The following is a 14,711-nucleotide window of genomic DNA, read 5'->3' as shown; positions in this document are numbered from 1 at the left end:
ATGAAACAGTTGTATACTTTTATCAGGAAAGAATTTGCACATGTACTGAGAGACAGGAAGACCCTTCTGATCCTCTTTGGCTTGCCGATCGTGCAGATCCTGATCTTTGGCTTTGCCCTGACGAATGAAGTCCGGAATGCGAAGATTGTGATCTATGATCAGGCACAGGATGTGGCTTCGCAACAACTGATCAGTAAAATTGAAGCCAGCCGTTATTTCGATATTGCCTATGCGGTGATGGATCGTTCGGGTATTGATGCTGCTTTCAAAAAGGGCGATATCAGACTGGCTGTGATCTTCCCACAGGGATTTAATAATGACCTGTTGCATACACACCATGCGCAGATCCAGATCATTGCTGATGGGGCTGACCCGAATACAGCCACAACGCTGACCAGTTATATTACGTCGATCATACAGGATTATATGGCGGCACAGGAGCCTTTCCAGATAAGTCCTCAGATCAGGTATTTGTATAACCCGCAATTGAAAGGTGCGCCGAACTTTGTACCGGGGGTCATGTCGCTCGTACTGATGCTGGTATGTGTGATGATGACGGCAGTGTCGATTGTGCGCGAGAAGGAAACAGGTACGATGGAAGTACTGCTGGTATCACCTTTTAGTCCGCTGATGGTGATTATATCCAAGGCCATTCCGTACCTCCTGCTGTCATTGATCAACGTAACCACCATTTTACTCCTCAGCACCTTTGTGCTAAAATTACCCATCAATGGCAGTATACCATTATTGTTTGCAGAAAGCACCTTATTTATAATTACCTGTCTGACGCTGGGGATCTTCATCTCAGTAAAAACAAGTTCGCAGCAGGTAGCGATGCTGATCTCACTGATGGGTATGATGCTGCCTACGATCCTCTTTAGCGGGTTTATGTTCCCCGTAGAGAACATGCCACTCCCCTTGCAGTTGATTAGCAATATCGTGCCTTCTAAGTGGTATTATAATATTGTGAAGGCGATTATGATCAAGGGGCTGGGATTCTCTGCCGTGTGGAAAGAAACACTGATACTGGCAGGTATTACAGTGGTTTTATTATTCGTGAGCTTTAAAAGTTTCAAAATCAGGTTATCATGAGAACGATCCGGTTTTTATTACAAAAAGAATTCAGGCAGATCTTTCGTAACCGTTCTATCCTTGTGATGGTGCTGGTGATGCCGGTGATGCAGTTGTTTATCCTGCCTCTGGCCGCGAATTATGAGGTAAAGAATATTAACCTGGCGATCATTGACAATGACCATTCTTCATATTCGCAGAAACTGATCAGCAAGATCACCGCTTCAGGATATTTCAAATTAACGGGGTATGTATTTTCTTATAAAGAAGCCCTACATTTGATTGAAGAAGATAAAGCAGATCTGTTGCTGGAGATACCGCATAACTTTGAGAAAAATCTGGTCAGGGAGAACCGTGAGCAGTTGTTTGTAGCGGTCAACGCCATCAATGGCACCAAAGCCAGTCTGGGCGGCGTATACCTGAATAGTGTGATCAGGGATGAAAATAATGACATCCGGCTACAGCTGGTAGAACCTGCGCGTTTTCAATCACAGCCCATGGTGGAAATCGTTTCGTCTAACTGGTTCAACCCACACCTGGATTATCATTTATTTATGGTACCTGGAATACTGGCTATACTGGTCACAATGATCGGTGGTTTCCTCACGGCATTGAATATTGTAAAGGAAAAAGAAGTAGGTACCATAGAGCAGATCAATGTAACACCTATTAAGAAACATCATTTTATACTGGGAAAGCTGATTCCATTCTGGGTATTGGGCAATGTCGTATTCACACTGGGTTTGATTGTAGCAAGGGTAGCATATGGAATAGTACCATTGGGAAATATCTTTTTACTCTATGGTTTTATCTGGGTATACCTGTTGGCAGTATTAGGTTTTGGCCTGCTGGTATCAACGTATTGTGACACGCAACAGCAGGCGATGTTCATTATGTTCTTCTTTGTAATGATCTTTATTTTGATGGGTGGTTTGTTCACTTCTATTGATAGTATGCCAGACTGGGCACAGGTGGTGACAAAGTTCAACCCGGTGAGTTACCTGATAGAAGTGATGCGTATGATCGTATTGAAAGGCAGTGGTATCCGCGATGTGCTGCCTAAACTGGGTGTGATATTGATCTTTGCTTTTGTATTGAATACGTGGGCGGTATTGAATTATAGAAAGACTAATTAAAAGGATCAGAAAAGCGTGGATCTGTGATAAAGGTAGAATCTGTGATAAGGTTGGGGGCCATTAAGATATAACAGCCCCGTTATATAGCAAAATTTCTTTCATTCTTTACAAATGCAGTGACGAATTTCCACCATTAACCATTATCACTTGTCACCGTAATTTTTCCTTTGTCTGAAATGGTGAATGCTTTATGTACTTCCGTCTTTTTATTTTCTGCACCATAATAATACTGAACTACCTGGATGGTCGTGTCATTTACCACCTGGTAATTGCCTCTGGAATAGTTACTATCCCTATTACTGCCCCTGTTATCGCAAATGATCTGACTATCGGTGAGCGTACTGGTAGTGGTATCAACAATATACATTTTGTATGTACCAATTTGATGATGAACAAACATTGCACAATACTTTCCTGATTTACGTACTTCCAACCCGGTGAAATTCATATCCGGAGCGGTTGTATCTTCTTTCAGGTAATGATGTACCTGGCTATTGGATAAGGGTAACTTTGCAACGACACTATCCCGGAAGGCGGCACCGGTGTCGTGAGGTCCAAATGGTTTACAGGCAGCTAACAGTAATAATAAAGGGTAAAATTGACGAGGTTTCATGTTATTGGTTATTATGTGTCTCAGTGATTTTTCCTGTGCTTGAAATGGTAAATGTAGTACGGACTAACTGTTCCGGTTGCTTACTTCCCTCCGGAGCAAAATCTTTTTCAACAATCTCGATGGTGGAATCATTGACGAATTCATAATCACAGCTGCTACCACCATAACCTCCGTCTGCATCAGAATTATAACCAATAATAGAATGATCTAACAGGGTATAAGAAGCGCTGTCTAATGTATACAATTTATACGACCCATATTCAAAGTTAATGATCATTAAATACATGTTTCCCAATCGCCGCAGCTCATGCCCTACCAGCGGTTTGTAAGGTCCGGTGGTATCATCCTTCAGATAAAAGGATCGCTGCCTATTGGTCAGTTCCATCTGTTCTGCCACACTATCTCTGAAATTATCAAATACCCTGTTGTCAGCCTCAAAATCATGATTGACCCGGGGCATTGTTACGGAATCGGAATTGACCGTATCTTTTACTACATCTTCTTTCACCTGCGGCCCTTGTGAATGGCAGGCTGTCAGCAAAATTAATAAAGGATAAAAACGACTTAGTCTCATAGGTTTATTTCAAATCTTTTTAATTCTGCCAGTACAGCATCCCGCTGCTCCCATTTATCAAATGCTTCTTTTTTGATGTAAGTGAAATTCAATGCATACGCGGGAGAGTTTTCATCGGAGGTTACTAATCCAAATCCAAAGATCTCCTCCCCTGGCCAAATAGGCTCCTCTGTTAACTTACAAACAAAGGGCATAGGCACTTTGGTAAATTGAATCGCCTTTTCTGCCAATGGGTGGGTTAGCAGACAACTTTTGTGAAATACTTTATCATTAAAAAAATCCAGTGGTTCCTTCCTGTTGCTCACAAATGGAGGGAACAAATATGCCTCTGCAGCAATAATCACCTTGCCACAGATCGGACATTTGGATTTGCCTTCGAGAAATATCGCCATCAGAATTCATTTATAGTGATCACTTCCGCCTGAAAGGGGAATACTTTTTCAACCAATACATCATGCAATGCAGGATCCCGGTCAGTACAACAATCAGCCAGCACTGTGATACGATAATCCTTATCCGCCGCTTCGCGCAGGGTAGATAATACGACACTACTGCTAGCCACCCCTGTAAGGATCAGGTGCTGTATCCCCTGCGCTCTCAATACCACTTCCAGGTCACTTCCTGTAAAAGCGCTGATCCGGCGTTTGATAACAATAATTTCATTTTCCAAAGGCGCAATAGCAGCATCTATCGCCATCGCTTCGCTCTGGCCACCGCCAGCGCCGCCGGAACGGGTTTTGCTGGCGCCAAATACTTTATTATTCATACTGATCTCAGGCATACCAGGACGAAAACCTACTACGACATAGATGACCGGAATATTTTTACTGCGCGCGATGCTGATCGCTTTACTGACATTAGTGATGACATTGTTATAATCGGGTAACTGGCGAATGACAGCATTTTGCACGTCCATTACTAACAGGGCGTTCATTATGTCTTAGATTTTTCGAACCTAAATTTATAATATTTCCTTAAACCTACCCGGTAGATTATTATTTATCTTTGTGACATGAAATATAGCACACCGGTTCAGAAGAGAGATCAGCCAGACGATTCGTATAAATTTCAGCCTTTGCCTGCCCCAACAGGGCCTTTCCCTTACCAACTTGATATAGCGCAGGTGATTCCGGACATCAATACACAGAAGATGACTTTTCACCTTGCAGGTGATACAGGTAGTATCAGAAGCACTGATTTTCAACGGAAAGTGATTACAGCCATGCAGGCGCAATTTGAACAGGACAATCCTCCACAATTTTTATTTCACCTGGGCGATGTGGTATATAACCATGGTGAAGCCAGTCAATACTACAGGCAATTCTTTGGTCCGTTTCAAAACTATCCGGCACCGATATTTGCTATAGCAGGTAACCATGACAGTGATGTGAATCCGGCGGCGCCACCTTATCATAGCCTGGAGCCTTTTGTGAAAGTGTTTTGTGATACGGCACCGAACACCGTACCATTCAGCAATGATATAGCGCGGAAAAGCATGATACAGCCAAATGTCTACTGGACACTCAAAACGCCTTTGGCGAACATCATCGGCATGCATAGCAATGTGCCAAAATTCGGTATTGTTACGCCTGAACAACAGGAGTGGCTGAAAGCCGAACTACGTAGTGCAGATGCAGAGCGGCCGGGCAAAGCCCTTATTCTTTGTATTCACCATGCACCTTATTCTGCAGATATTAATCACGGATCCAGTATTCCCATGATCACTTTGCTGGAAGGGATCTTTGAAGAGACAGGTGTGCGGCCGGACATAGTGTTTAGCGGGCACGTACATAATTACCAGCGATTGGTGAAAAAATATAATAGTGGACGTTCTGTTTGCTTTGTAGTAGCCGGTGGTGGCGGGTATGATGAATTACATCCGATAGCAGAATTGTCTGATACAAGATTTACGAATAAGCTGGATCTTTTTGAAGGTGTTACCCTGGAAAATTATTGCGATCAGCTGCATGGATTTCTACGGTTTAGTATAGAGAAGACAGGGGTGCAGCTGGTAATGAAAGGAGATTATTATTCAGTTGCGGATGATGGAGTTGTTACAATGGAAGATCAGTTTGAAATAAAGCTTTGACCCATACGGGCCAAAGCTTTTATTGCTGAAAGGCTATTTATTTCTAAAAGGCGAAGCCGGTAACCCCTCCTGATTGTACAAATTTACCACCGGTACATTACTCCATCCATACCGCACCCATGTAGGATGCAGCACATGCTCGCTTGACAAGGTTATCTTATTCCCATGAATAACCGCCTCCGCAGGATAATAGCCCTCTCCATTGCTGATCTCAAAACCCGTCAGCTTTCCTCCCTTTGCCACCAATCCTTTTCCTGCATGAGAAAAACTAACCGTTATCTCATCTTTCCCCTGACTGAATTTCTCAAACACAGGTCCGCTATACTCCCCTTTTACACCATATACCACGCCACCTGCGGCAATGGCCAGCCGTTCTCCTACAGGTTGTTTATGAGGGGGATGAATATCGGCGGAGTCTCCGCAGTCAGTGGTCACTATCAAAGCTGTTTTCCTGACATTTTTAACCACCAAAAACTGCGCTTCTCTGATCTCAGGCCTCATACCCTTGTGCGGGGCAATCTGGACAATTAAAAAAGGTAATTCGGGCTGTTTAAATTCCATCCTCCAATTCCTGATCAGGGTCGTTAATATTTCCAAGTATTGCTCCGCACGGTCACTATTTGACTCCCCCTGGTACCAGGCCACTCCCTTGATGGCATAAGGCAGCAATGGGTAGATCATACCATTAAACAAACCTCCCATGCATTGTCCCTGTGGTTTCCAACCGGCACTGGCGATGGTCTTTGCATAATTTCCAATCATCTCTTTCAGTTTCGGATTGGCTTCCAGCGCGGCCACACTGGTCCAGTCTTCTGCCGGGGTACCGCCAAAGGCAGAGAAAATAATCCCTACCGGCACCTGCATTTTTGCATAGAGATTCTTTGCAAAGAAATATCCTACAGCCGTGAAGTCACTCACCGTCTGCGGACTACATACCGTCCAGTGATTATTGACATCCGGGATCGTTTCTTTCGAATACTTCAGGGGTACATAATACTCCCTGATCAGGGGATAATTAGCGGCATCCCGCTCCTGCTCCCAGTTATAGATCGGCTGCTGTGGCGGGCGTGGACCCAGCTGGCGTTCCATATTTGACTGGCCGCTGCACAACCATACTTCGCCGACCAGCACATCCTGGATGTGAACAGTATCAATGCCACTGTAAATCGTCATTTCCTGACCTGATGAAACATAAGGCAATGGCTGCAAACTCACCATCCATTTGCCTTGTAACGTCTTTGCAGAAACGGACTGACCATTGAACTGCACCGTAACCAGTGCCCCTTCATCTGCCGTACCCCATACAGGAACAGCGACTCCTTTTTGCAGCACCATATGATCAGTGAACAGGCTAACGGGTTTTAAGGTAGCATAGGCATTTGAAAAACAGGCTACAAACACCAGTGGAATTATTAAAGACCTAAACATTGTAAATTCATTTAGACAGGGAATTTATATAATTTGCGATCATGTACGAAGTATTTCTCAGCAAAGTCAATGAAAAAGTGGCCCTCACCCCGCAGGAAGAAGCAGAAATAGTAGCACATCTAACCCTTAAAACCCTGCGGAAACGCCAGTTTTTCCTACAGGAAGGAGACATTTGCCGCTATATTGCCCTGGTCGAAAAAGGTACACTCAGGACTTATGTGACGGATCTGGAAGGTCATGAGCATATTACGGCTTTTGCGCTGGAAGGATGGTCACTGGGAGATCTATGTAGTTTTCTCAGGGAAGAACCTGCTACCCAAAACATTGAGGCGCTGGAAGATTGTGAGTTATGCCTTATCAGCCGCCCTGCCCACGAAGAACTGCTACTGAAAATGCCGAAGTATGAGACGTATAACCGTATACTCATGACAGAGGCATACATCGCCCTGCAAAAAAGAACCCGGGATATGATCAGTCTTTCGCCGGATGAGCAGTACAAGGCCTTTGTAAATGTATACCCCAATATTGTACAACGGGTGCCACAACATATGATCGCTTCTTATCTGGGATTGACCCCCGAAACCCTCAGTCGCATCAAAAGCCGTATTTCCCAGCATAAATGATTTTTAGCATCCCTGATGGCCATTCATCTTCTTCATAAAAAGCCGTATTTCCTAGCAAAAGTAATTTTTAGCATCCCTGATGGACATTCACCTTCTGCATAAAAAGCCGTATTTCCCAGCATAAGTAATTTTTAGCATCCCTGATGGCCATTCACCTGCTGTATCAAAAGCCGTATTTCCCAGCATAAGTAATTTTTAGCACCCCTAATGGCTATTCACTTTCTGCATAAAAAGTTCGATTTCCCAGCATAAGTAATTTCTTGATCCAAATCATTGGGACCAACCTCCTTCATGTGGTACTTTTGTATAACATGAAACGCAATCAATTCATTAAATCGATATTAACAGGAGTATTTGGTATGACAACGCTATCAGCATTCAGGAACTTTACTGATTCATTACAGGAAGACGACCATCTGATGCCCGTTTTATTCATCGGACATGGTTCTCCTATGAACGGTATTGAAGACACTGAATTTAGCAGAAGATGGACACAGATGGGCAAGGAAATTCCAACTCCCAAAGCCGTATTGGTGATCTCCGCCCACTGGTATACCCAGGGTACGAAGATCACTGCCATGGAGCATCCTAAAACCATCCACGATTTTGGCGGGTTTCCGAAGGAACTCTTCGCCGTGCAATATCCGGCTCCCGGTAGTCCGGACCTCGCCAGAGAAACGGCGTCCCTGATTCACGCTTCCCTCGATCACGACTGGGGGCTGGATCACGGTACCTGGACGGTGGTAAGACATATGTATCCAGAGGCAAACATCCCGGTGCTGCAATTGAGTATAGACTATTCCAAAGGTCCGCAATATCATTACGACCTGGCGAAAGAACTGTATGCCCTGCGCAGGAAAGGCGTACTGATCATCGGCAGCGGCAACCTGGTGCACAACCTGAGAATGGTGGCATGGGATCGCCTTGATGACAAGGAATATGGGTATGACTGGGCACTGGATATCAATAACCAGTTCAAACACCTCATCAGCAGCCGTGAACACAAGCCGCTGATCAACTATACACAACTGGGTAAAGGCGCTTTGCTGGCAATTCCGACACCGGATCACTATCTCCCATTGATGTATACACTGGGACTGCAATCTAATAAGGATAATATCTCATTCTTTAACGATAAAGCGGTAGGTGGTTCGCTGACCATGACTTCCGTGAAATTCGGTTAATATGCCTTTGTATTACTATCTGATTGCCCTTTTGCCATTTTTAAAACAAGTGAACAGCATGGAATATTTGATTCATGAGCCAACAGTAAAGACAGAAAAAAAGAAAGCGTTAATTCTCATGCATGGTGTGGGGAGTAATGATAAGGACCTGTTTAGTCTGGTCGATTATTTACCAAAGGATTATTATGTGATTTGTCCGCAAGGACATTTTGCAATGGGTGGTGGCAGATATGCATGGTATAATGTAGACTTCTCTACAGGTAAGCCAGTGTATAATATACAGCAGGAAAAGGAAAGCAGGGAGCTGATCAGGCAGTTTGTGGGAGAGATGAAGGCAAAGTACCATTTGGATGAAGTGTATTTAGGTGGTTTTAGCCAGGGGGGTATTATGAGTTATACGGTAGGGTTGAGTGATCCTAAGCTGGTAAAGGGGATTATTATTTTAAGTAGCAGGATACTGGAAGAAGTAAAGCCCGTTTTGGTGAAACAGGCACCTGAATTGCAGGTGTTTGTATCGCATGGTACGGCCGATGGTACGTTGGGGATCCATTATGCAAGAGAGGCCAAGGAGTTTTTGGAAGGGATGCATGTGCAACTGAGCTATCATGAGTATGGAATGGGGCACCAGATCAATCAGCAGGTGTTGGAGGATTTGAATAAGTGGCTGGCAGCGCAGCAATAAGTTGGCAGGGAATTATAGGATTCGAATAAATGGCTGGCAGTACAGCAATAAGTCGACAGGGAATTATAAGCCTCCATAACTGGCGTTATCGAAAGTGAATGCCGCCCGGATGGATCTGCAGGTTTCCCGGTATTTGAACGACTATTTGCATTTCTGGATTTTTTTTTGTCACTTAGAGAGATAGAACGCTCAAAGTGACCATTCAGAAAATATTCCTCTCCGCCCATTTCATGGTGCTGCTAGGGTTGGTAGTCTTCACCTTCCTGCCTTTTTATACCCTTTCACATACATTTCCCATCGAGGTCTGGTTCAAACAGCTCTCTTTGTTCCTCTATTGGACAGGCGCCTATTTTCTGGTAATTAAGGTCTTGCTACCGAAATTATTATACCGGAATAAAGGCGCCTTGTTTGCTTTGGTACTATTGGCCGTACTCTTTGGGGCATCTATATTAAATAACCGGTTCGATAATGCCATCCGCTTTACAGAAGTCGTAGAAAAGAACCTTCCCGCCAGCAACGCCGGCAATACCTCTCCTACAGGCGATATGGGGGCCGTGTTGATGACAATTTTGGTCTGCGGCATTGGCGTGATCATCGTCATTACCCAAAAGATCCAGCAGGACCAGCTCCAAAAGATCAGTAGCGAGCTTGCCTTTCTGAAAACACAGATTAACCCGCACTTCTTCTTTAATGTCTTACACACTATTTACGGACTAACAGACCAGGATACAGCGAAAGCGAAAGATTCTATCTATACGCTTTCTCATATGATGCGGTATGTCTTGTACCATAGTGAAAATACAACACTGGAAAAAGAGCTGGAATTTGTAGAAAGTTATAATAAGCTGATGCGATTGCGGGTACCACCTGATGTACAGATTATCTTTGAAAAACCCGCTTTTATTGAGGACGTGCCCATAGCGCCGATGATCATTCTCCCTTTTATAGAAAATGCTTATAAGCATGGGATCAGTAGTATATACCCCAGCTTTATCTATATGAGCGTCGCCCATAACGACAATCTAATAGAAATAGAAGTCCGCAATTCCTCGTTCGGTTCCGGAGGGGGCGAACTGGAAGAAAGCAACGGTATCGGACTAACCAATACACGTCGCCGCCTCAACCTGCTATATCCAGGTCGGCATACCCTGGTCGTAGACGATAATAAAGCGAACAAAGAATTCAGCATACTCTTAAAACTGGCCATCGCATGATACTCAACTGCATCGCGGTAGATGATGAACCAATAGCATTGGATATAATTACGCAATATATTGCCATGACACCTTCATTGCAACTAGCGGCCAAATGCAACAGCGCAGTGGAAGCTATGAAAGTATTGCATTCACAACCAGACATTCAATTGATCTTCCTCGACATCCGCATGGCAGACCTTAGTGGTATGGACATGGCAAAGATCATTGCACAATCAGAGCAGCGGCGGAATACCCGCGTGATCTTTACAACGGCCTTTGACAAATATGCATTGGAGAGTTACAAAGTAGCCGCACTGGATTATCTCGTAAAGCCATTTAGTTATACCGATTTTTCAAGAGCGGTGACAAAAGCATTGGAGTATTTTGGAATGGGATTAGCTGCCCCTGTCGTTGTAAGTGAAAAACAGCATATCTATTTCAAAGTGGAATACCAGCTGGTAAAAGTACTACTGGATGACATCCTTTACATTGAAGGATTAAAAGACTATGTAAAAGTTTACCTTGATAATGAAGACAAACAACTCATGACCCTGACCAGTCTCAAAGCACTGGAAGACAAGCTCCCTCCTGCCCGGTTCCTGCGCCTTCACCGGTCATATATCATTAACCTTGATAAAGTGCGGGCTACTACCAAAACTTCGGTGCAGATCCATCAACTGACCATCCCCATTACAGAACAATATAAGGTCGTATTCCAGGATTTTCTGAGTAAGTGGGTATAACCCCTATCTATTTTTAATCCCTTCCTATCGGTTCCCGACCTTGTCGTATCGAACCTGCTTTTTTAGACCATTGCTCCTTACTTTCTTTGGGGCATGATCAGAAATGCTATCCTTATATTTTGTTTACTTGTTGGGCTACCTACAACAGCACAGGTCAGATGGGATCTGGCTACCTGTATTGCATTTGCCAAAAAGAACAATATACAGGTCAATACCCAGCGGTACAATCAGCAAACAGCACAGCAGAATTATTACCTGTCCAAATCGGCCCAATTACCCAGTTTGTCCGGCTCCGCTACACAGTATTTCCAGAAGCACCTCAATATTGGATCATATACTTTGAATACGGCACTCACCCTTTATGAAGGTGGCTACCTGCAAAAAGACATACGGCAGAAACAACTTTCCCTCGAAGCAGCGAATCAAAATGTAATGGCTACTGAGAATGATATCACGCTAAATATTATTCAATACTACCTCACTATATTATTGGATAAGGAAACCGCAGTATACCAGCAAAATGTAGTAAATACCTCAAAAGCACAACTGGAACAGGGAGAGCAAAAGCTTGCTGTGGGAAGCGTGGCGCGAAAAAATGTCACCCAACTCAGATCGCAGTTAGCCAATGATGAATATAGCCTGATCTCTGCGGAAAATACCATCAAACAGGATCTGCTGTCACTAAAACAATTATTACAATTACCCACAGAAGTTCAGTTTGAAATTGCTACACCAGATACGATCATTTCAAAAAGTGAAGTTCCTTCACTGGCAGCGGTACAGGAGTATGCTTTAAATAACCGTCCGGAAGTAAAAGAAAACCAGTTACAAATACAGGTGGCGCAGTTGGGGCTTGCTAAAGCAAAGGCGGGTTATTATCCTACACTGAGTGTGAGCGGCACGATTGGGAGTAGTTATTTCAATGATATTTCCGGGTTAGGAAATGGTTTTTATAAGCAGGCAGGCATTTCATTATCAGTTCCCATCTTTTCTAAAAGACAAAACAAGACCAATATAGAAAATGCAAAGATCAACATTGGTCAGGCACAGATCAATCTGAATGATACAAAGACAACACTGGCCGCTAATATTGAAAAATACTACCTGAATGCGATCAATGCACAAAGCCAGTTTACAGCAGCAGAACAGGCTTTTAAATACAATGAAGAGGTGTATAATATTGCTAATCAGGAACTGGCATTAGGCGTATCTAATATGGTAGAATACCTGCAGCAAAAGGAATTGTATGTACAGGCCCTGCAACAGTTTATACAGGCGAAATACAATGCAGCACTGACGATAAAAATTTACGAATTCTATTATAATCAACAATGAAATACAACGCTACACTGACGATAAAAATTTATGAATTCTTTTATAATCAACAATGGAAACACAACGCTGCATTGGCAATCAAAATTTACGAATTCTATTATAATCAACAATGAAAAAGAACCTTACAATAGCATCTATCCTTATTGCAGCAATTGCCTGTACGGCATTGCTCATCACCCATAAACCTGCCCGTATCGTGCTCCCGGTAGAGCTGGCAACTTATGGCAGGATCGCCCAGTCAGTTACCGCTACCGGCACCATCGCACCTCTGGATACAGTATCTGTAGGCACACAGGTATCGGGTATTATCAGCATGATCAATGCAGATTTTAACTCTGTAGTACACAAAGGTCAGTTGCTCGCGCAACTGGATAAATCATTACTACAGGCTACAGTAGATCAGAATATGGCAGCGTTGGCCACACAGCAGAGTACACTGGCTTATAATAAAAGTAATTTCCATAGACAGGAGATCCTGTACAACACCGGTTCTATCAGTAAGGCAGATTACGACATCGCATTAAACAACTACAATGCAGCAGTGGCGGGAGTTGCCAATGCAGAAGCCACATTACGGTCAGCGCAAAAGAACCTTTCTTATGGAGATATTCTGGCACCTATTGACGGCGTGGTGCTTAGCCGAAATGTGAGCATTGGTCAGACTGTAGCCTCCTCATTTACAACACCTACTTTGTTTGTATTGGCAAAGGACATTAAGCAAATGCAGGTGCAGGCAGATGTAGACGAGGCAGACATCGGCGATATTCAAAAGGGAGAACGGGTGTCGTTTACAGTGGATGCTTATGTTGATGATGTATTTAAAGGAACCATTTCGGATGTGAGGTTACAGCCAAAGGTGAGTTCGAATGTGGTGACTTATACGACTATCATTTATGCGCCTAATGATGAGTTGAAATTGAAACCGGGGATGACAGCAAATATTACTATTTATACAAAAGAAGTACCGCGTGCTTTATTAATAAGCTCAAAAGCTCTCAACTATTATCCCGATTCACTGACGACTACCCAATACAAATTAAGACCACGGGTACATAAAGACAAGTCCCGCTACGTATGGATCAAGCGAGGTGATTCACTGATCGAAACGATGGTTCAGACGGGGCTGGATGATAATACACATGTAGAGGTGATAGCAGGTATCAGTCCGAAAGATTCAATTATTACAAAATGAGAACAATATTAAACCTACAGGAGATAAAACGTGAATTTCAAATGGGCACAGAAATAGTGAGAGCGTTGAAAGGCGTGTCATTTACCGTACAGGAAGGAGAATTCTTGACCATCATGGGGAGTAGCGGTTCTGGCAAAACAACGTTATTGAATACATTGGGGTGCCTTGACAAACCCAGTTCAGGTGATTATTTGCTGGATGAAGTAAATATTGCTTCCCTCAATCGCAATGAACTGGCCAGACTCAGAAATGAAAAGATAGGGTTTGTCTTTCAGGCGTATAACCTGCTGCCACGTACATCTGCATTGGAGAATGTAGAGCTGCCTTTGTTTTATAATAAAAAGATCACGCCTACGGAAAGAAAAGAACGGGCAATTGCGGCATTGGAGGCGGTAAAACTAGGCAACCGGCTACATCATATGCCCAGTGAACTATCCGGCGGGCAACAGCAGCGGGTAGCAATAGCAAGGGCATTGGTGAATGAACCAGTAATGATATTGGCGGATGAAGCGACGGGGAACCTGGATTCAAGGACTTCTTATGAGATCATGTCATTGATGCAGGAATTGAATCAGGTGCAGAAGAAGACAATTGTATTTGTGACACATGAGCCGGATATAGCAGGGTTTAGTAGCAGGACGATTGTTTTAAAAGATGGGAAAGTAATGAAGGATACGGCAAATTTATTGGTACAAAATGCAAGGAAAGTGTTGGCGGCATTGCCGGTAAGCGAAGACTATTAGGAGCTTTCAGGTAAAATCCTCAATCGCATTTTTCCTGTGACGGAAGGCTATCAGCATTTCAAAGTACTCATTCGTTTTTCCAGTAATTTAAAACTATCAGCA

At 43.5% G+C, this 14,711-nt stretch carries 16 protein-coding genes; 11 read left to right on the top strand and 5 right to left on the bottom strand.

Annotated elements, in window-relative coordinates:
• Both QQL36_RS23170 and QQL36_RS23165 read left to right on the top strand, forming a co-directional pair.
• A complete protein-coding gene (locus QQL36_RS23170; RefSeq protein WP_321566919.1) occupies positions 1 to 1,092 on the top strand; it encodes an ABC transporter permease in 1,092 nt (363 codons plus the stop codon).
• Positions 1,089 to 2,207 carry an ABC transporter permease gene (locus QQL36_RS23165; RefSeq protein WP_321566918.1) on the top strand — a complete coding sequence of 373 codons (1,119 nt, stop codon included), beginning with the start codon at positions 1,089 to 1,091 and terminating at the stop codon, positions 2,205 to 2,207. The genes QQL36_RS23170 and QQL36_RS23165 overlap by 4 nt, the downstream gene beginning before the upstream one ends.
• 133 nt (positions 2,208 to 2,340) lie before the next feature.
• On the opposite strand, the gene QQL36_RS23160 is transcribed toward QQL36_RS23165, so the two are convergent.
• From QQL36_RS23160 to QQL36_RS23145, 4 genes are read right to left on the bottom strand one after another with little or no spacing between them, the layout of a single operon-like run.
• Positions 2,341 to 2,820 (bottom strand): hypothetical protein, encoded by a 480-nt coding sequence (locus tag QQL36_RS23160; protein WP_321566917.1) that lies wholly within the window; start codon positions 2,818 to 2,820, stop codon positions 2,341 to 2,343.
• Position 2,821: 1 nt separating this feature from the next.
• Complete coding sequence (locus QQL36_RS23155; protein ID WP_083723135.1) at positions 2,822 to 3,394, bottom strand: hypothetical protein; 573 nt, start codon at positions 3,392 to 3,394, stop codon at positions 2,822 to 2,824.
• Positions 3,391 to 3,786 (bottom strand): hypothetical protein, encoded by a 396-nt coding sequence (locus QQL36_RS23150; protein ID WP_083723134.1) that lies wholly within the window; start codon positions 3,784 to 3,786, stop codon positions 3,391 to 3,393. The genes QQL36_RS23155 and QQL36_RS23150 overlap by 4 nt, the downstream gene beginning before the upstream one ends.
• Complete coding sequence (locus QQL36_RS23145) at positions 3,786 to 4,328, bottom strand: isochorismatase family cysteine hydrolase (protein WP_321566916.1); 543 nt, start codon at positions 4,326 to 4,328, stop codon at positions 3,786 to 3,788. Before QQL36_RS23145 ends, QQL36_RS23150 begins: the two co-directional genes overlap by 1 nt.
• Positions 4,329 to 4,406: 78 nt before the next feature.
• Here QQL36_RS23145 and QQL36_RS23140 point away from each other — a divergent pair, with 78 nt between their 5' ends.
• Positions 4,407 to 5,483 (top strand): metallophosphoesterase family protein, encoded by a 1,077-nt coding sequence (locus QQL36_RS23140; protein ID WP_321566915.1) that lies wholly within the window; start codon positions 4,407 to 4,409, stop codon positions 5,481 to 5,483.
• A gap of 33 nt (positions 5,484 to 5,516) precedes the next feature.
• Here QQL36_RS23140 and QQL36_RS23135 read toward each other — a convergent pair whose 3' ends face one another.
• Positions 5,517 to 6,911, bottom strand: coding sequence for a sialate O-acetylesterase (locus tag QQL36_RS23135; RefSeq protein WP_321566914.1), 1,395 nt, complete (start codon positions 6,909 to 6,911; stop codon positions 5,517 to 5,519).
• A gap of 41 nt (positions 6,912 to 6,952) precedes the next feature.
• Here QQL36_RS23135 and QQL36_RS23130 point away from each other — a divergent pair, with 41 nt between their 5' ends.
• The 8 genes from QQL36_RS23130 (at position 6,953) to QQL36_RS23095 (ending at position 14,609) form a co-directional block, all read left to right on the top strand.
• Positions 6,953 to 7,534 carry a Crp/Fnr family transcriptional regulator gene (locus QQL36_RS23130; RefSeq protein WP_321566913.1) on the top strand — a complete coding sequence of 194 codons (582 nt, stop codon included), beginning with the start codon at positions 6,953 to 6,955 and terminating at the stop codon, positions 7,532 to 7,534.
• A 311-nt stretch (positions 7,535 to 7,845) separates the two neighbouring features.
• The gene (gene ygiD / locus QQL36_RS23125; protein ID WP_321566912.1) at positions 7,846 to 8,718 is read left to right on the top strand and encodes a 4,5-DOPA dioxygenase extradiol; all 873 of its coding nucleotides are present in this window, start codon (positions 7,846 to 7,848) and stop codon (positions 8,716 to 8,718) included.
• A 58-nt stretch (positions 8,719 to 8,776) separates the two neighbouring features.
• Complete coding sequence (locus tag QQL36_RS23120) at positions 8,777 to 9,400, top strand: hypothetical protein (protein ID WP_321566911.1); 624 nt, start codon at positions 8,777 to 8,779, stop codon at positions 9,398 to 9,400.
• A gap of 194 nt (positions 9,401 to 9,594) precedes the next feature.
• The gene (locus QQL36_RS23115) at positions 9,595 to 10,614 is read left to right on the top strand and encodes a sensor histidine kinase (RefSeq protein ID WP_321566910.1); all 1,020 of its coding nucleotides are present in this window, start codon (positions 9,595 to 9,597) and stop codon (positions 10,612 to 10,614) included.
• Positions 10,611 to 11,339, top strand: a complete 729-nt coding sequence (locus QQL36_RS23110) for a LytTR family DNA-binding domain-containing protein (protein WP_321566909.1) — start codon at positions 10,611 to 10,613, stop codon at positions 11,337 to 11,339. Before QQL36_RS23115 ends, QQL36_RS23110 begins: the two co-directional genes overlap by 4 nt.
• A gap of 93 nt (positions 11,340 to 11,432) precedes the next feature.
• Complete coding sequence (locus tag QQL36_RS23105) at positions 11,433 to 12,674, top strand: TolC family protein (protein WP_321566908.1); 1,242 nt, start codon at positions 11,433 to 11,435, stop codon at positions 12,672 to 12,674.
• 109 nt (positions 12,675 to 12,783) lie between these two features.
• The gene (locus tag QQL36_RS23100) at positions 12,784 to 13,866 is read left to right on the top strand and encodes an efflux RND transporter periplasmic adaptor subunit (protein WP_321566907.1); all 1,083 of its coding nucleotides are present in this window, start codon (positions 12,784 to 12,786) and stop codon (positions 13,864 to 13,866) included.
• On the top strand, positions 13,863 to 14,609 hold the full coding sequence (locus QQL36_RS23095) for an ABC transporter ATP-binding protein (protein ID WP_321566906.1): 747 nt from the start codon (positions 13,863 to 13,865) through the stop codon (positions 14,607 to 14,609). Before QQL36_RS23100 ends, QQL36_RS23095 begins: the two co-directional genes overlap by 4 nt.
• Positions 14,610 to 14,711: the final 102 nt, after the last annotated feature.

The organism is Chitinophaga sp. LS1 (assembly GCF_034274695.1).
GTDB lineage: Bacteria > Bacteroidota > Bacteroidia > Chitinophagales > Chitinophagaceae > Chitinophaga.
The sequence above is the reverse complement of the archived record's forward strand: the minus strand, read 5'-3'. Positions and strand labels throughout refer to the sequence as shown.